This window comes from Streptomyces boetiae (assembly GCF_031845405.1).
In the GTDB taxonomy this organism is placed as follows: domain Bacteria; phylum Actinomycetota; class Actinomycetes; order Streptomycetales; family Streptomycetaceae; genus Streptomyces; species Streptomyces boetiae.
Map to the genome: position 1 here is coordinate 100,973 of NZ_JAVREN010000009.1, position 21,350 is coordinate 122,322.

The following is a 21,350-nucleotide window of genomic DNA, read 5'->3' on the forward strand; positions in this document are numbered from 1 at the left end:
GACCGGGGCGCGGGGTCAGGGGGTCCAGTCGGGTCGGCGGCCGGAGAGGGCTATGGCCCGGTCGAGCAGGGGCGCGTCCGGGGGCACGGGGACGACGTGGCCGAAGATGCCGCTCGTGTCGCGGTCGGCGTCGTCCGTCTCGTGGGACAGCAGGGCGATCGACACCCGCGCGCTCGCCTCGTCGCAGGCGTAGGGCTGCCCCGTGGCGACGGCCAGGTCCCAGCCGTGCACCAGCAGCTCGTTCAGCCCCACCTGCCCGGCCACCGCGCCCGGGAGCGTGACCCCGCCCGCCTCGGTCGTGCCCTCCCAGGCCGCCGGGTCGCGCCACGCCTCCGCCATCCCCTCCAGCTGCTCCCTCAGCCGCCCGCGCCAGTCCCCGCCCAGGGAGGGCGGGCGCGATTCCGGGTCGGCCGGGTTGGTCCGGGTGTACTCGCCCAGCTCCTTGCGCCCCGCGGCACGGAAGGCCAGCGTCAGCCCCAGCAGGTGCCGCAGCAGGTCCCGCACCCGGTACTCCTCGCAGGGCGTCGGGTCGTCGAGGCGATCCTCGCCGACCCCGTCGAGCAGCCCCGCCACGCCGCGCGCCACCGGGCCCAGGTCGGCCATCGCGTTCGTCTCTTCGCTCATGACGGTGCAGACCCGGCCGGGGCCGCGGACTCATCGCTCCCGGGAGCGCGCGTTTCGCCGTCCGCCGTTTCCCCGTCCGTACCGCCGTCCTCCGCCAGCGCCTCGCGGAACGCCTCCGCCGAGGCCGGGTTCGCCGCACAGCGCCACACGCCGTGCGGGCAGTAGTCGCTGATGGTGTGGTACAGCGGCCGGTGCTCCGCGATCCAGGCCAGCATCCGCCGCACGTAATCGGGGTTGTCCCCCCGCCGGTACAGCCCCCACTCGGGGAAGGAGATCGGCTTCCCGTGCCCTGCGGCGAAGGAGGCGTGGAAGGCCAGCCCGTACGGCTGCTCGACCTGGTCCTCGAACGACGCCCCCGGCGGCTGGTCGTAGGAGTCCATCCCGACGATGTCCACCACGTCGTCGCCCGGGTAGCACCGGTCCCAGGCGATGGCGTCGAGCCCCCGGCTCGGAGCGAAGTCGAAGCGCAGCCGCTGCCCCGGCACCTCCCGCATCGCCCCCACGATCCGCCGCCAGTACGCCCGCCACGCCTCGGGGTCGGGGGCGCAGCGGTGGGTGTAGGTGGTGCCGTTCATCTCCCAGCCCAGGACCAGCACGGCGTCCCCCAGGCCCAGCCGGACCAGGCGCTCGGCCAGCGCGCGGAAGTGGTGGTCGAACGCCCCTCCCGCGCCCCGGTCCAGCAGCTCGGCCACCTCGGCGTCCGGCAGGCCGGCCTCGTTGCGCTCCAGCATCGGGACGTTCAGCACGAAGATCCGGTCCTCGTCCGCCCGCCGCCACTCCGCCCAGGGGCGCAGGAAGTCGTCCCGGCCGCGGATGTTGGACCACAGGTCGCCCGGGAGGTAGGTGTGGCCGACGAGCATCTCGGCGCCGCCCAGCCAGTCCTGGAGGCCGCCCGAGCGCGCGATGCCTTCGGGGCCGGAGCCGAGGAACGCCCCGAAGGCCGAGCCCCCGGGACCCGGCACCGGCCCCGGCCCCGGCACGGCCGCGGACCCGGCGGCCCCTGCCCCGGACGTTGCCCCCGCCCCGGACGTCTCCCCGACGCCCGCCCCCGCCGCCCCCGGGGCGTACCCGGCCGCCGTCAGCAGGAGCGCGGCGCCCAAGGCGGCACATACGTGAGATACCGGCATGCTCCGACACTAAGCAGACGATCCTCCGAATGCGCCGGGCGAACGCTTTCCGTTCGCCCGATCGAGGAAGCCGCCCCTCTCCTGAGGAAACGCCCCCGCGCGGCCGTTGAAGATCGTTCCATGCTTCAGCTCGACACCCGGGTGCCCGCGCTGCTGCTGCGGCTGGACCGCAATCCCTTCCACCACGGCTCCCTGGGGGCCATCCGCTCCCTCGGCCGGGCCGGCGTCGAGGTGCACGCCTTCGTCGAGGCCGCGGGCGTGCCCCTGGCGCGCTCGCGCTACCTGCGCCACGGCCACCGCTTCCCCGGCGACGCCGGCTCGGCGGCGGACGTGGAACGCGCGCTGCTGGCCGCCGCGGCCCGCATCGGCCGCCCGGCCGTGCTGATCCCGATGGACGACGCCGGGGCCATCACCGCCGCCCGCCTGGCCGCCCGGCTGCGCGGGCCGTTCCTGCTCCCCGACCAGCCCGACGGCCTGGTCGAACGCGCCGCCGACAAGGCCGCGCTGGCCGCCCTGTGCGCCGAGCTGAGCCTCCCCCACCCGCCCACCGTGGTCCCCGAGGGGCCCGCGCAGGCCGCCGCCGCGGCCCGCGCCCTGGGCCTGCCGGTCATCGCCAAGTGGAGCCGCCCCTGGCTCCTGCCGCCCGGCGGCCCGCTGCGCAGCACCACGCTGGTGACCACCGCCGACCAGGCCGGGCGGCTGTACGAGCAGACGCCGCGCGCCGGCAGCCGCCTGCTGCTCCAGCGGCTGGTGCCCGGGGGGCCGGGCGCCGACTGGTTCTTCCACGGGTGCTTCGGCGCGGGCGGCACCTGCCTGCTGGGCGGCACCGGGCGCAAGGACGTGTCCTGGCCTGCCGGTTCGGGCCTGACGGCGGTGGGCCGCCGCCTGCCGAACCCCGAGGTCACCCGGTCCGCGCTGCTGCTGGCCGAGCGCCTCGCCTACCGGGGCGTGCTCGACCTGGACTTCCGCCGGGACGCGGCGACCGGCGCCTACCACCTTCTCGACTTCAACCCGCGCCCGGGCGCGCAGTTCCGGCTGCTCACCGACGCCGAGGGCCTGGACGTGGTCCGCGCGCTCCACCTGGACCTGACCGGGCGGGCGGTGGCGGCCAGCCCGCCGAGCGCCCCGCGGGTCTTCGTCGCCGAGAACTACCGGCTGCTGGCCGCGCTGACCCGGGCGCGGGGCGGGCCGCCGCGCCCGCGCTTCCCCGCGGACCCGCCCCTGGACGGGGACGGCGGCGGGACGGGCGGCGCCAACGACAGCGGCGGCGGCCGTTCGCGGGGGCCGGGCCGGGAGGTGGAGTGGGCCTGGTTCGCGGCGGACGACCCGCGGCCGTTCCTCGCCATGGCGCGCGGCTGCCTCCGGCGGGCGCGGGAGCTGCGGGGCGGCGGCGGGGCCGGGGGAGCGGGCGGGACGGAGCACGCGAGGACCGACAGACCCCCAGAGGGAAGACCCGAGAGAAGAAGAAGGATGACGCGTGATGCATGACCTGGTCGTGGTGGGAGCCGGCCCCTACGGGCTGTCGATCGCGGCGCACGCCGTCGCGGCGGGGCTGGACGTGCGGGTGTTCGGCCGCCCGATGGCCTCCTGGCGGGACCACATGCCTTCGGGGATGTTCCTGAAGTCCGAGCCGTGGGCCTCCGACCTCTCGGACCCGGAGGGCGCCGGCACGCTGGCCGCCTACTGCGCCGCGCGGGGCCTGAGCGCCGCCCACGGCAGACCCCTGCCCATCGAGACCTTCACCGCCTACGGCCTGTGGTTCGCCGGGCAACTGCCGGTGCCGGTGGAGGAGCGCGAGGTCACCACGGTGGTGCGCCAGCCGGACGGCTTCCTGGTGCGCGCCGGGGCGGGCGACCCCGTGCGGGCGCGGAACGTCGCGCTGGCGGTCGGCGTGCTGCCGTTCGTCCACGTGCCCCGGCAGCTCGCGGAGCTGTGCGAGGCCGGGCTCGCGGGGCACAGCAGCGCCCACGGCGACCTGGCGCCGTTCGAGGACCGCGACGTGGCCGTGCTCGGCGCGGGGCAGGCCGCGCTGGAAACGGCCGCTCTGCTGGCCGAGGGCGGGGCGCGGCCCGTCCTCCTGGCCCGTGCCGGGTCCCTGCGGTGGAACACCCCGCCGCGCCCTCTGCCCCGCAACGCCTGGACGCGCGCCGCCACGCTGCACGCGCCCGTCAGCGCGCTGGGCCGGGGCTGGCCGAGCTGGGTGTGGTCGGAGCTGCCGGCGGCGGTGCGGCGGCTGCCGCCCGGGGCGCGGGCGCACATCGCCTCGAACGCCCTCGGCCCGGCCGGCGCGTGGTGGCTGCGGGAGCGGGTGGAGGGCGTCGTGCCGGTGCGGCTGGGGCACCGGCTGCTCTCGGCCGGGCCGACCCGGGACGGGCGGGCGCGGCTGCAGTTCGAGACGGCCGGGGGCGGGCGCGGCGCGGTGATCGAGGCGGACCACGTGATCGCGGCCACCGGGTTCGTTCCGGACCTGGAGCGGCTGGCCGGGCTGCTGGGCCCGGCGCTGACGGCGGGGCTGCGCACGGTGCCGGGGACCGGGGCGCCGCTGCTCTCCGCGAGCTTCGAGTCCTCTTGGCCGGGGCTCTACCTGGCCGGGCTGCCCTCCGCGCCCTGCTTCGGGCCGGCGATGCGGTTCGTGCACGGGGCCGGGTTCACGGCCGAACGCCTGGTGCGCGGGCTGCGCCGACGCCTGCGGATGCCCCCCGGCGCCCGCCCCGCGCCAGTGCAGCGCGCCCCGCTGCCGTCCCCGGCCCCGCGTCCGGCGGGGGCGGCCCGCCCGGCCCGCCCGGCGCGTCCGGCCGGCTCCGCGCCCCGGGCGCACGCGGTGGACTCGTAACGGCCGCCACGGCGTGGCCCCGCCCGCGCCGCGCCGTGGCGGGACCGGGGACGGAGACGGGCTCGGCCTCAGGCCGCGCCCAGCTCCGCGAGCAGCGCCTTCGCGCGGGACCTGGCGTCCTCGTGCGCCTGGGCGCGGGAGGCGTCCGCCTGCTCGATGAGCCCCGACATGGCCGGGACGATCCGGGCCAGGGTCAGCTCGGGGACGATGAACTCCACCGACATGCCCAGCGCCCCGCCCAGCAGGTACTCCAGGTACGGGTGGAGGTAGTCGTTGCCCTCCTGCGGGGTGCCCTTGGCGTACGAGCCGCCGCGGCTGGTGACCACGGTGACCCGCTTGCCGGCCAGCGGGGAGTTCTCCACGTAGGCGTTGCGGCCGACCATGATCAGGTAGTCCAGCCAGGTCTTCAGCGTGGAGGGCAGCGAGAAGTTGTACAGCGGGGCGCCGATCAGCACCGCGTCGGCGCGCTCCACCTCGGCGGCCACCTCAAGGCGCGGGGCGAAGGCCGCCCGCTGCTCCGGGGTCTGCTCCGCGTCCGGCACGGACTGCGCGTGGTAGGCCAGGCCGGAGAGGTGCGGCAGCGGGTCCGCGGCGAGATCCCGGTAGATCACCGTGCCGCCCGGGTGCAGTTCCTCCCAGGCCTCGCGGAAGGTGCGGGTGACCTCGCGCGAGACCGAGGCGTCGCCGTTCAGCGAGGAGTCGATGTGCAGCAGCGTGGCCATGGTGGTCCTCCTGTGTGCGGATAATCGGCTGCAAGGACGTTCGTAGATAGTGATACCACACTGACTTACTTTTCTGCACCAGCTACCTTTCGATAAGGATCGGATAAGGTGGACACATGAGCGGAGCGCGGCAGAACCAGGACACAACCGTTCCGTCCGCCGACTGCCAGGAAGCCGGGCGGCTGTGCAGCGAGCCCGCTTCCGCCGTCCAGAGAGTCTTCGGGCTGCTGGGCAAGCGCTGGACCGGCCTGGTCATCGCCGCGCTGATGGGCGGTCCGGGGCACTTCACCGAGCTGAAGCGGGCCGTTCCCGGCATCAGCGAGCGCATGCTCTCCGACCGCCTGAGCGAGCTGGCCGCCGAGGGCCTGGTCAGCCGCGAGGTCCACGGCGGCCCGCCGCTGCGCGTCAGCTACCGGCTGACCACCGCCGGCGAGGAGCTGCGCACCGCCCTCATCGAGCTGACGCGCTGGGCCGAGGCCCACCTGGAGGGCGCCAAGGGTTCCTGCCCCCAGGTTCCGCCGACGGCCGCGGACGGGAGCGCCCCGGCCGAGGGCGTTGCCCCCGCCGAGCCCCCCGGCACGGCCCCCGCCGGGCCCGCCTCCGCCGGGAACGCCCCGGACGCAGCCCGCGCGGGCCCTACGCTGTCCCGGTGACCGAGACGACGGACGACGACCGGGCGCGGGACGCGACGCGGCGGCTTGAGCAGGCGGTGCGGGCCGCCGAGACGGCGCTGATCGAGTTCGAGATCGCCGTGGAGACCTTCCGGATCGAGGTGGAGAACTTCTCCCGGCTGCACGAGCAGCGCCTCGGCCCCCTCTACGCCCGCCTGGAGGAGCTGGACGCCCGCGTCGCCGAGGCGGTGGCCGCCCGCACCGGCGACCCCGCCGACGTGGCCCGCGCGGCCGAGGCCCGGGCCGCGATCGCCCCCATGCCGCGCGTGTCCGAGCTGTTCCACGGCTGGCTCGACTCCGAGGGCCACTCGCCCGAGGGCTACGCCATGCTCACCGGGCAGGCCGTGCAGCCCCCGCCCCGCGTGCGGCCCGGCGAGGAGGCCCGAGCGGTCTACCGCGAGCTGGTCCGCACCTGCCACCCCGACCTGGCCGCCGACCCGGCCGAGCGCGATCGCCGCGACGCCTTCCTCGTCCGCGTGAACCAGGCGTACGCCCACGGCGATGCCGAGGCGCTGCGCGCCCTGGCCGAGGAGTGGGAGCGCACCGGCGGCCACCCGCCCGAGCCGCCGGACGAGCTGACCCGCGGGGAGGAGCTGGCCGCCCGCCTGGAGTGGCTGGCCCGGCGCAAGGAACTGCTGGCGGACGCCGCCGCCGCGCTTGAGGGCAGCGCGATCGGCTCGATGCTGCGGATGGCGGGGGAGGACCCGGACGCCATGCTCACCGAGATCGCCCTCGGCCTGCGTGAGCGGATCGCCGCCCGGGAGGCCGAGCTGGCCGCCCTGCTGGGCGGCGGAGGCGCGGCTCCGGGCCCGCGGTGACGCGGGAGTAGGGTCGGGGTCATGAGCTTCGCACTGCCGACCGTCACGGCCGACACCGTGCCCGCGGGCGCGCCGCTGCTCGACGTCCGCGAGCCCGCCGAATGGGCTGCCGGGCACGCCGAGGGCGCGCTGCACATCCCGATCGGGGAGGTGGTCGAGCGGCTTCCCGAGATCACCGAGCACGCCGGTGAGGGGCGGCTGTACGTCCTGTGCAAGGTGGGCGGCCGGTCCGCACAGGTCACCGCGTATCTGGTGCAGCAGGGCCTGGACGCGGCCAACGTCGACGGTGGCCTGCACGCCTGGGAGGCTGCCGGCCGCCCCCTGGTCAGCGACGCCGGGCAGCAGCCGTTCGTCCTCTGACGGCTCCCCGCGAACGGCCGCCCGCTCCGAGGGGCAACGTCCGGGGCGGGCGCCCGTCCGGGCGTTCACGGCGCGCCGCGGCCGACGGCACGCGCGTTCACGGCGCTCTACCTTTCTGTCCGGGCTGAGCGGGCCATTCGTAGGGTTGGCTCACCCTGGGGAGTCGGGTGTGGCTTTCACGGCGCTGCCGTTCGTGGCTCAGGTGGCTTGGCCGCCCGGCTCCCCCCGACGACTCGGCCGCCGATTGGGAAGTGCGAGAAGGTCGCTGCGTAGAGCAATGCCGGCGAGGTCGTCCGTGGTACGCACTGCACGAGCGGGCGACGGGAGCACGATGAGCCGGATATGGGCCGGGGTCGACAGCGGCAAGACCCACCACCACTGCCTGGTCGTCGACGCCGAGGGCGACATGCTGTTGTCCCGCCGCGTGGCCAACGACGAGCCCGAGCTGCTCCAGCTCCTGGGCGATGTGCTCGCCCTGGCCGCTGATGACAAAGCCACCTGGGCCATCGACATGACCGGCGGTGAGCCGGGTCTGCTGATCGCTCTGCTGGTCAACCATGGCCAGGAACTCCTCTACGTCCCCGGACGAGTGGTCAACCGAGCGAGTGACGCCTGCCGGGGCGAGGGCAAGACCGACGCCCGCGACGCCCGTGTGGTCGCCGACCAGGCCCGCGTGCGCAAGGACCTGCAACCCATCCGCCCCGGCGACGAGACGACCATCGAGCTGAGGCTGCTGACCGGCCACCGCATCGACCTGGTCGCCAACCGCACCCGGACGGTCAACCGACTCCGCTCGACGCCGACCAGCATGTTCCCCGCCCTCGAACGCGCTCTGGACGTCACCAAAGCCGGCCCGCTGGTCCTGCTGACGGGCTACCAGGCCCCGGCAGCGATCCGCCGCACCGGGACCAACCGCCTGGCCGACTGGCTGCGCAACCGCAAGGTCCGCGGCGCCGACACCCTGGCCGAGGCCGCGGTGGAAGCGGCCGGGCGGCAGCACACCGCCGTCGTCGGCGACGTCATTGGGAAGCCGCCTTGGCCAGGCGTTCCACCGCCTCGCGCAGGGGCTCGGCCCGGCGGCAGAAGGAGAAGCGCACCAGCCACGGCGCCGGGTCCTCGCCCTGCCGGAAGGCCGAGGTCGGGATCGCGACCACCCCGGCCCGCTCCGGCAGCTCGCGGCAGAAGCGCAGCCCGTCCGCCGCGCCCCAGCCCCGGATGTCCGCCTGCACGAAGTACCCGGCCTCCGCGCGCAGCGGGCGCAGGCCGGCCTCCGCCAGCCCGGCCGTCAGCAGGTCCCGGTGCGCCCGCAGCGTCGCGCGCAGCCCCGCCGCCCACGGGCCGACCTCGCCCAGCATCAGCGCGATGGCCTCCTGGTACGGCGTGCCCGAGGCGTACGTCAGCCACTGCTTGACCGAGGCCACGGCCGCCACCAGCCGCGCCGGGCCGGTGATCCAGCCCACCTTCCAGCCGGTGACGTTGAATGTCTTCCCGGCCGAGGAGATCGTCAGCGTCCGCTCCCGCATGCCGGGCAGCGTGGCGATCGGCCGGTGCCGGCCGTCGTAGACCAGGTGCTCGTAGACCTCGTCGGTGACCACCGTCAGGTCGCGCTCGCGGCACAGCTCCGCGACGGCGGCCAGCTCGGCGTCGTCGAGGACTTTTCCGGCCGGGTTGTGCGGGGAGTTCAGCAGGAGCAGGCGGGTGCGGGGGGTGACCGCCGCCGCCAGGGCGTCCGCGTCCAGCGCGAAGCCGTCGCCGTCCAGGGTCAGGGGGACGGAGACGAGGCGGGCGCCGCTGAGCCGGGCGTCGGCGGGGTAGGCGTCGTAGGCCGGGTCGAGGGTGAGGATCTCGTCGCCGGGGCCGGTCAGCGCCAGGCAGGCCGCGGCCAGCGCCTCCGTCGCGCCCGTGGTCACCAGCACCTCGGCCTCAGGCGCGAAGTCCAGGCCGTAGTGCGCCCGCTGGTGCGCGGCCACGGCGGCGCGCAGCGCGGGGTGGCCGGCCGCGGGCGGGTACTGGTTGCGGCCCGCCAGCACCGCCGCCGAGACGCCGGCCAGCAGGGCCGGGGGCGAGTCCAGGTCGGGAACGCCCTGGCCGAGGTTGACGGCGCCGGTGCGCCGGGCCAGCTCGGTCATCTCCGTGAAGATCGAGGTCTCGCTGCTCGCGCGGCTCATGCGGCAACATTCCCACGGCCCGCGCGGCGGGGGTAGGCGGGGCGGCGCGCGGGCGGTTCCCGCGGGAGGCGGCGAAACGTCCCGCCGCGCACCGGCGTGTCACCGCGGGCGCCGGGCAGGTACGGTGCTCGGGTCAAGCGTCGGTCGCGCGGAGCCGCGCGACGAACCCTGGGGGAGCGGACCGAGCATGCTGCCATCCGATCCGGGCCCGTCCGAGGCGGACGGGCCGGAGAAGGCCGGACCCGAGCACGCCCACGCCTCACCCCCGGACCCCGCGGGCGAGGCCCCGGGCCCCCCGGGCGCTCCCGAGGAGGCCGCCGCGCCCGCCGCGGACCCGGCCCCGGCCGCGCCGACCACGCCCGCCGCGGCCGTTGCACCCGCTGTCGGTGAGGGCGCGGAGGACCTGGCCCACGCCGACACCGAGACCGTGCGCCTGACCGCGCTCTCCGTCCCCGCCCGCCTGATCGTCGGCACCGCGCTGACCGCCCTGGGCGGCTTCACCCTCTGGCACCTGGCGATGGTCTTCCTCTTCGTCGCGCCCTCCAACGACATCAGCGAGGAGTACGAGGAGACGGTCCGCGGCTACGTCTACCCGGAGTTCGAGCAGAACTGGAGGCTGTTCGCCCCGAACCCCGTGCAGCGCAACGAGGCCGTCCACGTCCGCGCGGAGATACGCGGCGGCGACGGCGTCCGCCGGGTCACCGACTGGATCGACCTGACCGCGATGGACGTCGAGGAGATCCAGCACACCCCGCTCCCCAGCCACAGCGCGCAGAACACCCTGCGCCGCGCCTGGGACTTCTACAGCGGCTCGCACGACGAGGACGGCGACCCCATCGGCCTGCGCGGCGAGGTCTCGGCCGCCTACGTGCACCGGATCGCGCTGCTGCGCCTCGGCGAGCGCGGCTACGACCTGGACGCGGTGGAACGCGTGCAGCTGAGGTCGGTGATCACGCGGGTGCCCGCCCCGTCCTGGCGGCCCGAGGACTTCGACACCTCGCCGCAGTACGACGAGCTGAACTGGTGGGTCGTGACCACCGAGGACCTGCCGCGCGGGACGCTCGCGCAGGACGGGACCGACCGCGGCGAGGACGGCGAGGCCGCCGACGGGAGCGCCGCCGAGGACGCCGCCGAGGAGGGGGAGAAGTGACCCGGATCCCGGCCCCGCGCCCCTCGGGGCAGCAGGCCCCGCAGGCCGGCGCCCCGCAGCGCACCGCCCCGCGCCCGGGCGACGCGCCCCCGCCCTCGCCGTTCCGCAACCTCGGCGAGCGCTTCGACGCCGCCCTGCTGCGCGGCATCGGCCACATCACCCGCCGCGCTCTGGGCGCCCACCAGACCGCCGTGGTCCGCATCGGCTTCGCCGTCACCGTGCTGGTCTTCCTGGTCCGCGAGTGGCCGCACCGGCACGAGCTCTACGGCCCCGACAGCCCCTGGGGCTACGACCTCGCCACCCGCTTCGTGGACAGCAACGGCGCCTTCACGATCCTGCTGTGGTCCGACGCGCTGCCGTGGTTCGAGCTGATCTACCACCTCACGATGGCCGCCTGCGTCGCGCTGCTGCTGGGCTGGCGCACCCGCGCCTCCTCGATGCTGTTCATGATCGGCGTGCTGTCCCTCCAGAACCGCAGCGTCTTCATGGGCGACGGCGGGGACAACGTCATCAAGCTGATGGCGCTCTACCTGGTCCTCACCCGCTGCGGCCAGGTCTGGTCCCTGGACGCCCGCCGCCGGGCCCGCCGCGCCCAGGCCGGGCGGCACCCCACCGACGACCCCGTCGGCATCGCGCTGTGGGCCGTGCTCGGCGCGCTGCTCCTCGCCGCCCTGCTGACGGGGAAGCTGGACAGCCCGGTGTGGGCGGCCTTCTTCGCCGGGATGTGGCTGGTGCACGGCTTCTGGTGGCTGGTGCGGCGGCACGCGCCCGGCGAGCCGCGGATCGTCGCCGACATCCTCGGCAACCTGACGCACAACGCCGCCCTGCTGGTGATCATGGCCGAGGTCTGCATCATCTACTCGACGGCCGGCTGGTACAAGATCCAGGGCTCCCGCTGGCAGGACGGCACCGCCTCCTACTACCCGATGGAGCTGGACTACTTCAACGCCTGGCCCGAGCTGAGCGGCATCCTCACCGGCAGCGGGCTGATCGTCACCGCCCTCACCTACGGCACCGTCTTCATGCAGGTCGCCTTCCCCTTCACGCTGCTCAACCGCCGCGCCAAGAACGTCCTGATCGTCCTGCTGATGGGCGAGCACATCGGCATCGCCGTGCTGCTCGGCCTGCCGTTCTTCTCCATGGCCATGATCGCCATGGACAGCGTCTTCCTGCCCACCGCCTTCCTGCTCTGGCTCGGCTCGCGCTCCCAGCGCGCCACCGAGCCCGTCCGCCGGAGGCTGCGCCGGAACGCCCCCGGTGCGGCGGCCGTGCCCGCGCAGGCGGGCCCGGCCCCCGCGGCGGCGTCCACCGGCGGACGGCCGCCGGCCTGGGCCGAGAAGTGACCCGAGAAGTGACCTGCCCGGAGGCCGGGAGCCCCCCGGGGGACGGGGACGAGGCGCGCCTCCGGGAGACCTGGCGCGCGCTGGCGGGGGAGGGCGGCGCGGTGCTGCTCGACGGCTTCCACGCGCTGAAGCACGCCCTGCGCTTCGGCGCCGCGGTGCACCTGGCCGTCGCCGCTCCCCCGGCCTCCCGCGGGCCCGCGGACGGCCCCGGGGCCGCGCTGGCGCTCGCGCGGGACCTGGCCCCCGACCTGCTCGGGCCGCTGGCCCGCCTGCTCACCCCGGTCTCCGCCGCGACGCTGCGCGAGCTGGTGCCCCGCCCGCACCCCACGGGCGTCGCCGCCCTGGCCGCGCCCGCGCCGCGCGCCCCGGAGCCGGACTCCCCCGCGCCCGTCGTGCTGCTGGAGGATCCGCGCCACCTGGGCAACCTCGGCGCCGTCGTCCGGGTCGCCGCCGGGGCCGGGGCCGCCGGGATCCTCACCACCGGCACCACCGACCCCTGGCACCCCGCCGTCCTGCGCGCCGCCGCCGGACTGCACTGGGCCACGCCCGTCAGCCGCCTCCCCGGCCTCGACGCGCTGCCGCCCGGCCGCCCGCTGTACGCGCTCGACCCGGAGGGCACCGACCTGCGGGCCGCTTCGCTCGCGCCCGGCGCGCTGCTGGCGTTCGGCTCGGAACGCTCGGGGCTGTCCGCCGCGCTGCGGGCGCGCGCCGACGTCCTGCTCGCGCTCCCGATGCGCCCCGGCGTCTCCAGCTACAACCTCGCCACCAGCGTGGCCATGGCCCTCTACCACTGGCTCGCCACGCCTCAGGACGCCCGCCGCTGACGCCTCTCCGCCGCCGGGCCCGGCCCGCGCGGGAGCGCACGGCCACCCCTCGAACGACTGCGCAGGTCTCACCCGGCGGGCGTCCCCCGAAGGAGTTTTCTGTTGCGCAAAGCGGCGGAAACTCGTAACTCGCCGATACGGAACGCGCGCACAGTGGACCCGCACGAGGATGACGTACGGACACAAGGGAGCCGCGATGTCCTGGGCAGACGGGGCGTGCGTGGTGGACCTGCGGAGCGGCCGGGTGGGCCGCGTCGTCGGGCGGGCGGGACCCCGCCTGCGGCTGCGCCCGCTGAGCGCGGGCCGCCCGTGGGACTGCCCCCGCGAGCTGGTGCGCGCCGCCACGGAGTTCGAGCAGCGCAACGCCGACGTGCTGGACGCCACGTGGCGCTTCTGGCGCCCGGCCTGAGGCGGTCGGCCCGGAGCGGACCGGCCGGGACGGCGGCCCCGCGGCCCGGGACGTTTCACGTGGAACGTCCGCCCCGCCCGCCGCGGTGTCCGGCCCCCGCCGCCGCAAGGCGTCGCGCCCGGGGGAAAGTTGCCCCGGCCCGGCGCCCGCACGCCCTGCCGCCCGCGTGAAGATACGCCGACCGGAGCGGGGGGCGGTGTGGGGCGTGTGCCGCCTGTGCGCGCCGCGACCGCACGCCACACCGCGCGCCTCCCGTTCCCCCTCCACCCGCCCCCCGTTGGTCACCTGTGGGCCTCACTCGTCCGGAGACCGCCTGCCGTCCGGGCACCGGGCGCGGTAGCGTGCCGCACATGCCCCTGGCACCGGCACCGCTCGAACGCCCGACACCTCCCGGCGTGCCCCTGGACGCCGTCGTGCTGGCCGGCGGCGCCGCCCGCCGGCTCGGCGGCGCGGACAAGCCCGCCGTCCGCGTCGGCGGCCGGACCCTGCTCGACCGGGTCCTCGCCGCCTGCGCCGGCGCGGGCGCCGTCGCGCCCGTCGTGGTCGGCCCGCGCCGCCCCACCGTTCACCCGGTCCGCTGGGCGCGCGAGGACCCGCCGGGCGGTGGCCCGCTGGCCGCTCTGGACGCCGGGCTGCGCCAGGTGGTCCGGCCCGTGGTCGCGGTGCTCGCCGCCGACCAGCCGTTCCTGGCCGCCGGGACGCTGCGCGAGCTGCTCGCCGCGCTGCCCCCGGACGCGGACGCGGCCGTCCCGCACGACGCCGAGGGCCGCGACCAGCCCCTGACCGCCGTCTACCGCACCGAGCCGCTGCGCCGCGAACTCGCCCTGCTCACCGCCGAGTACGGCACCCTGGCCGGGCTGCCGCTGCGGCTGGTCCTGGGCGGCCTCGCGCTGCGCCGCGTCGAGGTGGCCGCCGGGCCCGACTGCGACACCTGGGGGGACATCGCCACGGCCCGCGCCCGCATCAGGGACGATGGGACCGTGCTGGACGAATGGCTGGCCGCCGTCAAGGCCGAACTGGGCATCGATCCCGACGTGGACACCGCCGCGCTGCTCGACGCCGCCCGCGACGCCGCGCACGGCGTGGCCCGCCCGGCCGCGCCGCTGACCACCTTCCTCATCGGCTACGCCGCGGCCCTGCACGGCATCGTCCCGGCCGACGCCGCCCGCAAGGTCTCGGCCCTGGCCGAGAGCTGGCGCGAGGAGGCCGCCGAGGGCGCGCCTCCCGCCGGGCGGCCCGGGGGCCTGCCGCGCGGCGGCGCGCCCGAGCCCGGCGGCGCGGGGCCCGGGGAGCCGCGCCCGTGAGCGGCGACGCGTTCGAGGACGCCCTCGCGCTGGCCAACGGCCCGCACCCGCCCGGCCCGGCCGCCCCCGGGCGTTCGGCCCCGGGACGGCCCGCCCCCGGGCGTTCACCCGCGCACGCCCCCGCGGCACCGCCCGCGCCCGGCGCCGCGCCCGGTCAGGACCCCGAGGCGCCCGCCCAGGCCCCCGGCGAGCCCGGCCTCGCCCGCCCGCGCCGCACCCCGCCTCCCGAGGACCACGGCGGCCTGGTCACCCCCGGCTGGGACACCGCCCGGGCCACCGCCCACCGCGCCGTCCGCCCGCTGCCGCCCCGCCGCCTCCCGCTCGACCTGGCCCTCGGCCACACCCTGGCCGCGCCGCTGACCGCGCTCACCGACCTGCCGGCGTTCGACACCTCGGCCATGGACGGCTGGGCCGTGGCGGGCCCCGGCCCCTGGCGCCTGGCCCCCGGGCCCGGCCTGCTGGCCGGGAGCGCCCCGCCCTCCGCCCCGCTCACGGACGGGGAGGCCGTTCCCATCGCCACCGGCGCCCGGCTCCCCCACGGCGCCACCGCCGTCCTGCGCAGCGAACACGGCACGGCCGCGGACGGCGAGCTGCGCGGCCCCACCCCGCAGCCCGGGGCCGACATCCGCCCGCGCGGCCAGGAGTGCCGCACCGGCGCCGAACTGCTGCCCGCCCGCTCGGCCCTCACCCCCGCCGCCCTCGGCCTGGCCGCCGCGGCCGGGTACGACCAGCTAGCCGTCCGCCCCCGGCCCCGCGCCGAGGTGCTGATCCTCGGCGACGAGCTGCTCTTCCGCGGCCTGCCGCACGACGGCCGCGTCCGCGACGCCCTCGGCCCCATGACCGGCCCCTGGCTGACCGCCCTCGGAGCGCAGGTCCTCGTCACCCGCCGGATCGGCGACGACGCCGACGCGCTGCACGAGGCCGTCGCCGGCAGCCGCGCCGACCTCGTCGTCACCACCGGCTCCACCGCCGCCGGGCCCGTGGACCACCTGCGCGGCGTCCTGGAGCGCCTGGGCGCCCAGCTCCTGGTCAGCGGCGTCGCCGTCCGCCCCGGGCACCCCATGCTGCTGGCCGAACTCCCCGGCGGAACGCCCCTGGTGGGCCTCCCCGGCAACCCCCTGGCCGCCGTCTCCGGCCTGCTCACGCTGGCCGCGCCGCTGCTGAACGCCCTGGCGGACCGGCCGCTGCCCGAGCCCCGTCCGGCCCGGCTGACCGAGGAGGTCCGCGGCCACCCCCGCGACACCCGGCTGGTCCCGGTCGCCTGCCCCGAGCCGGGCCGCGCCCGCCCGCTGAGCTACGCCGGGCCCGCCATGCTGCGCGGCATCGCCGCCGCCTCGGCCCTGGCCGTCATCCCGCCCGGGGGCGCCGCCTCCGGCGACCGCGTCCGCCTCCTCGACCTCCCGCTCGCCTGAGCGGGCCTTCCCCGCCGCACCGCCCCGATGAGACTCCCCGCGCCCCGCCCCCGCCCCGGCCGCTCCCGCCCCGACGAGCAGTCGCACGGCATCCAGCTCCCCCGCCGCACGGCCGGCCCGCTCGCCCAGGTGATCCAGCGCATCGCCCTGGCCACGGGCGTTCTCGGCCTGGCCGTCCTGCTGGTGTGGGCGGACCGCGGCGGGTACACCGACAACCACGACGGCCACGTGGACTTCGGGGACGTCCTCTACTACGTCACCGTCTCGCTCTCCACCACCGGCTACGGCGACGTGGTGCCCGCCTCGGACGGCGCGCGGATGATCACCACCTTCCTGATCACGCCGCTACGGGTCCTGTTCCTGATCATCCTGGTCGGCACCACGCTGGAGGTGCTGACCGAACGCACCCGGATCGAGTGGCGCCTGGCCCGCTGGAGGAAGAACGTGCGCGACCACACCGTCATCGTCGGCTTCGGCACCAAGGGCAGATCGGCGGCCGAGACGCTGATCAGCGCCGGCCTGGACCGGGACCGCATCGTCATCGTCGACCCCAGCGCCGCCGTCGTCGAGCAGGCGGGCGCCGAGGGCTACGCCGGGGTCATCGGCGACGCCACCCGCAGCGGCGTCCTGGTCCGCGCCCGCGCGGACCGCGCCCGGCAGGTGGTCATCTCCACCCAGCGGGACGACACGGCCGTGCTGGTGGCGTTGACCGTCCGGCAGTTGAGCAAGAAGGTCAGGATCGTGGCCTCGGTCCGGGAGGAGGAGAACGTCCCGCTGCTGCGGCAGTCCGGCGCCGACTCGGTGATCACCAGCGCGAGCGCGGTGGGGCGGCTGCTCGGGCTCTCGATGATCAGCCCGAGCAGCGGCGCGGTGATGGAGGACCTGATCCAGCACGGCCAGGGGCTGTCGCTGCGGGAGCGGCCCGTGACCCGGGCCGAGGCCGGGCGTTCGCCGCGGGAGTGCGAGGACCTGGTCGTCTCGGTGATACGCGGCCACCGCCTGATCCCCTTCGACGACCCGGCCGCGGCCCGCCTCGAACTCACCGACCGCCTCGTCGTCATCCAGCGCGTCGCCGAGGAAACGGCCGCCACTCCCGCCCCCAAGCCCCCCGACCGGGGTCCGGGCACCTGGCGCATTCCCCGCCGTTGACCTTCCCCGGGGGGCCTCGGCCGCCCGCGGGGGCTAGCGGAAGTCCTCCGCGTGGTCGTGGGCCCACTGGGCGAACGTCCGGGCGGGGCGGTGCAGGACGTCGGCCGCCGTGGGGAGGGGGCCGCCGAAGGGCTGGTCGTCCTGGGCGGAGGGGTCGGAGGAGTCCGAGGACTCGGAGGGGTCGGCGGGGGAGCCGTCGTAGTCGCGGAAGCCGAGCAGGAGGTCGGCGTGCTCCGCGGCGAAGCCGCCCAGCGCCCGGTACTCCTCGCGGGCCTGCTCGGGCGTGACCCGCTCGAAGCGGACCTCCTCGCCCAGCGCCGCGCCGATGGCCTCCGCCTGGGCCCTGCGGCTGAGGGTCCCGGGGCCGTTGAGCGTGTACGCGGCGCCCTCGTGCCCTTCCTCCAGCAGCGCGGCCAGCGCGACCTCCGCGATGTCCCGCTCGTGCACCGGGGCCCAGGCCGCGTCGGGCGTGGGGTCCCGCACCGTCCGCTCCGCGCGGATCGACGGGCCCCAGGTCCAGAGCCGGTTCAGCATGAACTCCCCGGGACGCACGTGCGTCCACGCCAGCCCCGAGGCCTCCACGGCCCGCTCCACCGGCAGGTGGTAGGTCGTGTCGATCCCGAAGGTGACCGCCCCCGAGGAGAGGGTGACGACCCGGCGCACGCCCGCGCGTTTCGCCGCGTCCACCACCTCGGCCGCCGTCTCGGGGACCGCGAAGAGGTACAGCGCCTCCACCCCGCGCAGCGCCGCCGCCAGTCCCTCGGGCCGGCGCAGGTCGCCCGCCACCCGCTCGGCCTCCGGCGGCAGCAGCGCCGCAGCGGCTCCGGGGTCGCGGGTCAGCGCCCGCACCTGTGCCCCGGCGGCCACGGCTCCCGCGGCCACCAGGCGTCCCACGTGTCCTGTCGCTCCTGTGATGAGTACGCGCATGCTTATTACCGTATGCCATACGGGAAAATAGAATCAAGCCATGGAACGCAGCGGCGCCGGCGACCCGGCCCGGACCCTCGACCTGCTCTGGCGCCACCGCGCCGCCGCCCCCGCCCGCCCGGCGCGGGGGCGCAGGCCCCGGTTCGCGGTGGACCAGATCGTGGCCGCGGCCGTCGCGGTCGCCGACCGGGACGGCCTGGCCGCCATGTCGATGGAGCGGGTCGCCGAGGAGCTGGGCGCCGGGACCATGTCCCTCTACACGCACATCCCCGGCAAGGCCGAGCTGCTGGATCTGATGGTCGACGCGGTGCTCGCCGAACGCGCCCTCCCCGGGCCGGGCGACCCGGCCCCCGAGGGCTGGCGCGCGCGGGTCGAGCTGTACGCCGAGCGCACGCGCGCGGTGCACCGCCGCCACCCCTGGCTCGGCCAGGTCTCCACGGTGCGGCCACCGCTGGGGCCGGGCACGTTCGCGGAGGAGGAGTTCCTGATCGCCGCCTTCGCCGGGATCGGCCTGCCGCCGGACCGGGTCTCGCCGACGGCCGGGGCGGTCGCCGCGTTCGTCGGCGCGACGGCGGCGGCCGAGGCCGCGGCCGGGCAGGCCGAGCGGGAGAGCGGCCAGACCGAGGACGCGTGGTGGGCCGCGCGACAGGCGTTCTGGCGCGACCACTTCGACGAGGCCCGGTACCCGGCCGTGGCCGCGCTGTGGCGCGCGGGCGGCCTCGACCGGGAGGCCCCCGAGGCCCGCGCGGCCGTGCTGTGCCACGGCCTCGGCCTGCTCCTCGACGGCATCGAGGCGTGCGTGCGCCGCTCCGCGGCCGGACCCGCCGGACCCGCCGGACCCGCCGGGCCCGGCGGAAGCCGGTGAACGCCCCGGACGCGGGCAGCGCCCCCGGTTCCGGCAACGCCCCCTCCGCCCCCGTCGCGCTGGCGCGGTCGCTGCCGCCGGGGCAGCCGGAAGTGCTGGCGGACCGGGGAGAGGTGACCGTGGTGCGGGTCGGGGAGGCCGTGGCCAAGGCGCACCCGGCCGGGACGGACCTTGGGACGCTGGCCGCCCGGCTGCGGGCCGCCGCCTCGCCCGCGCTCGCGGACGTGCTGCTGCCCCCGCTGCGCCCCGCCCGCCCCGACCGGCTCCCGGACGGGCGCCCGGTCACCCGCTGGCCCTACGGCGCGCCCGTCGACCCGGCCGCCGTCCCGTGGGAGGCGGCCGGAACGCTGCTGGCCCGCCTCCACGCCACGGACCTCGCCGCCCTCGGCCCCCGCCCCCCCGCCGGTGCCCCCGCCCGCGCCGCGCGCGCCCTCGCCCGCCTCCGCCGCGCCCCCACCGACCCCGCCCACGCGAAGGCCCGCGAGGCCGCGGAACAGATCCTGGCCACCACCGTCGCCGCCTCCGCGACCGGGCAGGCACGCGCTGCCGCGGCGTCCGGCGCCCCGGCCGCCGAGCCGGGGTCCGGGGAACGGCCGGACGTTCTGCCGGAGGCCGCCGCCGACGCCGGGTCCGGGGACCGGGCCGGGGACAGCGCCGGCCCCAGCCCGGACGTTCTGCCGGAGGCACCCGGCGGCGCCCTCTGCCACGGGGACTTCCACCTCGGGCAGCTCGTGCGGCACCCCGCGCCCGAGGGGGACTGGCGGCTGATCGACGTGGACGACCTGGGCGTGGGCGACCCCGCCTGGGACCTGGCCCGGCCCGCCGCCTGGTACGCCGCCGGGCTGCTGCCCGGCGCCGACTGGGAGCGGCTGCTGGGCGCCTACCGGGCCGCGGGCGGCGGCCCCGCCGGGGACCCGTGGGCCTGGCTCGACGGCCCGGCCCGCGCGCTCACCGCGCAGTACGCGGCCCTCGCGCTCGTCCGCTCCGCCCGCGACGGCCGCCCGCCCGGGGAGCAGGATCTGGCTCTGCTGGAGTCCTGCCTGCGGATCGCCGCCCTGTCGTAGGGTGAGAACGCCACCACATCAACGATGGAGCCGAGCATGCAATGTCCGAAGTGCCGCGCCCCGATGCACACGTACACCCGGAGCGGGGTCCAGATCGAGCAGTGCAGCGGCTGCCGGGGGATCTTCCTCGACTACGGCGAGCTGGAGCACATCACGCAGCTTGAGGCGCAGTGGTCGCCCCAGGCCGCCGCCCCCCAGGCCCCGCCGCCGCCTCCGCCGCCCGCGCAGCCCTACCAGCAGGGACCCGCCTGGGGCGCCCCCCAGCACGGACACGGCGGCCACTACCACCACCGCCGCAAGGGCGGCCTCTCCGGCCTGTTCTTCTCCTCCTGATCCCCCTGAGACTCCCGACGACGTGACGGTGCCCCGCCGCCCGGTCGGGCGGCGGGGCACCGTTGTCCTCCGAGGGTCCGCGGCGCGGACGGCCGCGGACCTAGCGGGCGGCCAGCTCCCCCGCCGCGAGGGCGGAGACGAAGCCGGCCCAGCCGCCGGCGGCGAAGGCGAGCACCGGGCCGCGCAGGTCCTTCGAGTCGCGGACGGGGACGACCCCGGACGCCGCGGCGACGCCCGGCGCGAATTCCACGCACTCGCCGCCGTTTCCGCTGCAGTAGCTGGACTTGACCCACGCTGCCGCGGAGAGGTCGATCGTGCTCTTCATCAGGAGTACTCCTCCAACATCACCTTTTTGATGAGGGCCAGCGAATCGCCGGGTGACATGGCGTCAGCCCGCAGTCGATCGTAGGCCGCTGACGCCTCCGCCACTTGCGCGGCAGAGTCAATCACACGGCCGCCGGTCCAGGACTCCTCGTAGAGCACTCCCGCCTCCTCCGCGAAGGTCAGGAGAATGAAGCTCTCGGTGGCCGGCGGGGCTCCCGCGGAAAACGGCAGCACCTGAACGGTGACCTGCGGGGACTCCGCCTCGGAGAGCAGGCGCCCCAGTTGCTCGCGCATGACCTCCCGGCCGCCGATGACGCGGCGCAGGCAGCACTCGTCCAGAATCACCCAGAGGAGTGGCGGGTTGGGGCGCTCCAGGATCTCGTGGCGCCGCAGCCGGGCCTCCACCTTGCGTTTCACCCACTGCTCGGAGGCGGTGGGGTGCGCGTGGCGGTAGATCGCGTAGGCGTAGCGCTCGGTCTGGAGAACGCCCGCGACCAGGTTTGCGCTGTAGTTGAGGATCGTCTCGGCCTGCACTTCCCACTTCACGTAGGGCTCGAACCAGGACGGGTGTTCGTGGCGGGAGATCCGCTCGCGCATGCGCGCGAAGAAACCCGAGGTGTTGAACACGCGGTCGCAGGCGACGGCGAATTGCTCGCTCGCCAGCAGCAGGCCGTTCTCCACCTTGCTGATGTAGGGGGGCTGATAGTGCGTCTCGTCGGCGAGTTCCTTCTGGGTGAGCTTGGCGTGCAGCCGCGCCTCTTTGACCTCCAGGCCGAAATAGGCGTAGCCGTCGGTGGATTCACTGCCGGGACACACGTTCACCTGTCTGTCTTCTTTCTGACTTTCTGAAGTTCTGACTTTCCGGACCGGCTGGAAACCCCGAAAGCCTGTCATTCGGGTTCCCGGAGGGTGATGGTGGGAGT

21 protein-coding genes and 2 pseudogenes are annotated in these 21,350 nt (G+C 76.5%); 16 read left to right on the forward strand and 7 right to left on the reverse strand.

Annotated elements, in window-relative coordinates; translation table 11 throughout:
* Positions 1-15: 15 nt before the first annotated feature.
* A complete protein-coding gene (locus RM780_RS08925; protein ID WP_311630024.1) occupies positions 16-624 on the reverse strand; it encodes a TIGR03086 family metal-binding protein in 609 nt (202 codons plus the stop codon).
* A complete protein-coding gene (locus RM780_RS08930) occupies positions 621-1,751 on the reverse strand; it encodes a glycoside hydrolase family 26 protein (RefSeq protein ID WP_311630025.1) in 1,131 nt (376 codons plus the stop codon). Before RM780_RS08930 ends, RM780_RS08925 begins: the two co-directional genes overlap by 4 nt.
* 120 nt (positions 1,752-1,871) lie before the next feature.
* Between RM780_RS08930 and RM780_RS08935 the strand changes: the two genes are divergently transcribed.
* Both RM780_RS08935 and RM780_RS08940 read left to right on the forward strand, forming a co-directional pair.
* Positions 1,872-3,239 carry an ATP-grasp domain-containing protein gene (locus RM780_RS08935; RefSeq protein WP_311630026.1) on the forward strand — a complete coding sequence of 456 codons (1,368 nt, stop codon included), beginning with the start codon at positions 1,872-1,874 and terminating at the stop codon, positions 3,237-3,239.
* Positions 3,232-4,584, forward strand: coding sequence for an NAD(P)-binding domain-containing protein (locus RM780_RS08940; RefSeq protein WP_311630027.1), 1,353 nt, complete (start codon positions 3,232-3,234; stop codon positions 4,582-4,584). The genes RM780_RS08935 and RM780_RS08940 overlap by 8 nt, the downstream gene beginning before the upstream one ends.
* 68 nt (positions 4,585-4,652) lie before the next feature.
* Here RM780_RS08940 and RM780_RS08945 read toward each other — a convergent pair whose 3' ends face one another.
* On the reverse strand, positions 4,653-5,306 hold the full coding sequence (locus RM780_RS08945; protein ID WP_311630028.1) for an FMN-dependent NADH-azoreductase: 654 nt from the start codon (positions 5,304-5,306) through the stop codon (positions 4,653-4,655).
* Between the two features lie 116 nt (positions 5,307-5,422).
* Between RM780_RS08945 and RM780_RS08950 the strand changes: the two are divergent.
* From RM780_RS08950 to RM780_RS08965, 4 genes and pseudogenes are all read left to right on the forward strand, one after another.
* A pseudogene (locus RM780_RS08950) lies at positions 5,423-5,815 on the forward strand (winged helix-turn-helix transcriptional regulator); the annotation flags it as partial.
* Between the two features lie 140 nt (positions 5,816-5,955).
* Positions 5,956-6,795 carry a J domain-containing protein gene (locus RM780_RS08955; RefSeq protein WP_311630029.1) on the forward strand — a complete coding sequence of 280 codons (840 nt, stop codon included), beginning with the start codon at positions 5,956-5,958 and terminating at the stop codon, positions 6,793-6,795.
* 21 nt (positions 6,796-6,816) lie between these two features.
* Positions 6,817-7,155, forward strand: a complete 339-nt coding sequence (locus tag RM780_RS08960; protein WP_311630030.1) for a rhodanese-like domain-containing protein — start codon at positions 6,817-6,819, stop codon at positions 7,153-7,155.
* Between the two features lie 331 nt (positions 7,156-7,486).
* Positions 7,487-8,173, forward strand: a pseudogene (locus tag RM780_RS08965) (IS110 family transposase); the annotation flags it as partial.
* Between the two features lies 1 nt (position 8,174).
* On the opposite strand, the gene RM780_RS08970 reads toward RM780_RS08965, so the two are convergent.
* Positions 8,175-9,323, reverse strand: coding sequence for an aminotransferase class I/II-fold pyridoxal phosphate-dependent enzyme (locus RM780_RS08970; RefSeq protein WP_311630031.1), 1,149 nt, complete (start codon positions 9,321-9,323; stop codon positions 8,175-8,177).
* A gap of 187 nt (positions 9,324-9,510) precedes the next feature.
* Here RM780_RS08970 and RM780_RS08975 point away from each other — a divergent pair, with 187 nt between their 5' ends.
* From RM780_RS08975 to RM780_RS09005, 7 genes are all read left to right on the forward strand, one after another.
* Positions 9,511-10,473: a DUF5819 family protein gene (locus tag RM780_RS08975; RefSeq protein WP_311630032.1), complete on the forward strand. Its 963-nt coding sequence runs from the start codon at positions 9,511-9,513 to the stop codon at positions 10,471-10,473.
* Positions 10,470-11,816 (forward strand): HTTM domain-containing protein, encoded by a 1,347-nt coding sequence (locus RM780_RS08980; protein WP_311630033.1) that lies wholly within the window; start codon positions 10,470-10,472, stop codon positions 11,814-11,816. The genes RM780_RS08975 and RM780_RS08980 overlap by 4 nt, the downstream gene beginning before the upstream one ends.
* An 8-nt stretch (positions 11,817-11,824) precedes the next feature.
* Entirely contained in the window at positions 11,825-12,640 is an 816-nt protein-coding gene (locus tag RM780_RS08985; protein ID WP_394812921.1) for a TrmH family RNA methyltransferase, read from the forward strand.
* A gap of 196 nt (positions 12,641-12,836) precedes the next feature.
* Entirely contained in the window at positions 12,837-13,049 is a 213-nt protein-coding gene (locus RM780_RS08990) for a hypothetical protein (protein ID WP_311630034.1), read from the forward strand.
* A gap of 350 nt (positions 13,050-13,399) precedes the next feature.
* Complete coding sequence (locus RM780_RS08995) at positions 13,400-14,353, forward strand: NTP transferase domain-containing protein (RefSeq protein WP_311630035.1); 954 nt, start codon at positions 13,400-13,402, stop codon at positions 14,351-14,353.
* Entirely contained in the window at positions 14,350-15,765 is a 1,416-nt protein-coding gene (locus tag RM780_RS09000; RefSeq protein ID WP_311630036.1) for a molybdopterin molybdotransferase MoeA, read from the forward strand. Before RM780_RS08995 ends, RM780_RS09000 begins: the two co-directional genes overlap by 4 nt.
* A gap of 27 nt (positions 15,766-15,792) precedes the next feature.
* Entirely contained in the window at positions 15,793-16,914 is a 1,122-nt protein-coding gene (locus tag RM780_RS09005; protein ID WP_311630037.1) for a potassium channel family protein, read from the forward strand.
* Between the two features lie 33 nt (positions 16,915-16,947).
* Here the strand turns inward: RM780_RS09005 and RM780_RS09010 are convergent, their stop codons facing one another.
* Positions 16,948-17,841, reverse strand: coding sequence for an NAD(P)H-binding protein (locus RM780_RS09010; protein ID WP_311630038.1), 894 nt, complete (start codon positions 17,839-17,841; stop codon positions 16,948-16,950).
* Between the two features lie 40 nt (positions 17,842-17,881).
* Here RM780_RS09010 and RM780_RS09015 point away from each other — a divergent pair, with 40 nt between their 5' ends.
* The 3 genes from RM780_RS09015 to RM780_RS09025 are packed head-to-tail and all read left to right on the forward strand — an operon-like array spanning position 17,882 to position 20,103.
* Positions 17,882-18,706 carry a TetR/AcrR family transcriptional regulator gene (locus tag RM780_RS09015; RefSeq protein WP_311630040.1) on the forward strand — a complete coding sequence of 275 codons (825 nt, stop codon included), beginning with the start codon at positions 17,882-17,884 and terminating at the stop codon, positions 18,704-18,706.
* Entirely contained in the window at positions 18,703-19,770 is a 1,068-nt protein-coding gene (locus RM780_RS09020; RefSeq protein ID WP_394812922.1) for a phosphotransferase family protein, read from the forward strand. The genes RM780_RS09015 and RM780_RS09020 overlap by 4 nt, the downstream gene beginning before the upstream one ends.
* Positions 19,771-19,806: 36 nt before the next feature.
* Positions 19,807-20,103: a TFIIB-type zinc ribbon-containing protein gene (locus tag RM780_RS09025; RefSeq protein ID WP_311630041.1), complete on the forward strand. Its 297-nt coding sequence runs from the start codon at positions 19,807-19,809 to the stop codon at positions 20,101-20,103.
* Between the two features lie 100 nt (positions 20,104-20,203).
* Here RM780_RS09025 and RM780_RS09030 read toward each other — a convergent pair whose 3' ends face one another.
* Positions 20,204-20,428, reverse strand: coding sequence for a DUF397 domain-containing protein (locus tag RM780_RS09030; RefSeq protein WP_311630042.1), 225 nt, complete (start codon positions 20,426-20,428; stop codon positions 20,204-20,206).
* Positions 20,428-21,249 carry a helix-turn-helix domain-containing protein gene (locus RM780_RS09035; protein ID WP_311630043.1) on the reverse strand — a complete coding sequence of 274 codons (822 nt, stop codon included), beginning with the start codon at positions 21,247-21,249 and terminating at the stop codon, positions 20,428-20,430. The genes RM780_RS09030 and RM780_RS09035 overlap by 1 nt, the downstream gene beginning before the upstream one ends.
* Positions 21,250-21,350 lie beyond the last annotated feature (101 nt).

Bases quoted from the DNA above. Each gene is read 5' to 3' on its own strand.
- RM780_RS08925 (WP_311630024.1), bottom strand. From the start codon at position 624: ATGAGCGAAGAGACGAACGCGATGGCCGACCTGGGCCCGGTGGCGCGC.
- RM780_RS08930 (WP_311630025.1), bottom strand. From the start codon at position 1,751: ATGCCGGTATCTCACGTATGTGCCGCCTTGGGCGCCGCGCTCCTGCTG.
- RM780_RS08935 (WP_311630026.1), top strand. From the start codon at position 1,872: ATGCTTCAGCTCGACACCCGGGTGCCCGCGCTGCTGCTGCGGCTGGAC.
- RM780_RS08940 (WP_311630027.1), top strand. From the start codon at position 3,232: ATGCATGACCTGGTCGTGGTGGGAGCCGGCCCCTACGGGCTGTCGATC.
- RM780_RS08945 (WP_311630028.1), bottom strand. From the start codon at position 5,306: ATGGCCACGCTGCTGCACATCGACTCCTCGCTGAACGGCGACGCCTCG.
- RM780_RS08960 (WP_311630030.1), top strand. From the start codon at position 6,817: ATGAGCTTCGCACTGCCGACCGTCACGGCCGACACCGTGCCCGCGGGC.
- RM780_RS08970 (WP_311630031.1), bottom strand. From the start codon at position 9,323: ATGAGCCGCGCGAGCAGCGAGACCTCGATCTTCACGGAGATGACCGAG.
- RM780_RS08975 (WP_311630032.1), top strand. From the start codon at position 9,511: ATGCTGCCATCCGATCCGGGCCCGTCCGAGGCGGACGGGCCGGAGAAG.
- RM780_RS08990 (WP_311630034.1), top strand. From the start codon at position 12,837: ATGTCCTGGGCAGACGGGGCGTGCGTGGTGGACCTGCGGAGCGGCCGG.
- RM780_RS08995 (WP_311630035.1), top strand. From the start codon at position 13,400: ATGCCCCTGGCACCGGCACCGCTCGAACGCCCGACACCTCCCGGCGTG.
- RM780_RS09005 (WP_311630037.1), top strand. From the start codon at position 15,793: ATGAGACTCCCCGCGCCCCGCCCCCGCCCCGGCCGCTCCCGCCCCGAC.
- RM780_RS09010 (WP_311630038.1), bottom strand. From the start codon at position 17,841: ATGCGCGTACTCATCACAGGAGCGACAGGACACGTGGGACGCCTGGTG.
- RM780_RS09015 (WP_311630040.1), top strand. From the start codon at position 17,882: ATGGAACGCAGCGGCGCCGGCGACCCGGCCCGGACCCTCGACCTGCTC.
- RM780_RS09025 (WP_311630041.1), top strand. From the start codon at position 19,807: ATGCAATGTCCGAAGTGCCGCGCCCCGATGCACACGTACACCCGGAGC.
- RM780_RS09030 (WP_311630042.1), bottom strand. From the start codon at position 20,428: ATGAAGAGCACGATCGACCTCTCCGCGGCAGCGTGGGTCAAGTCCAGC.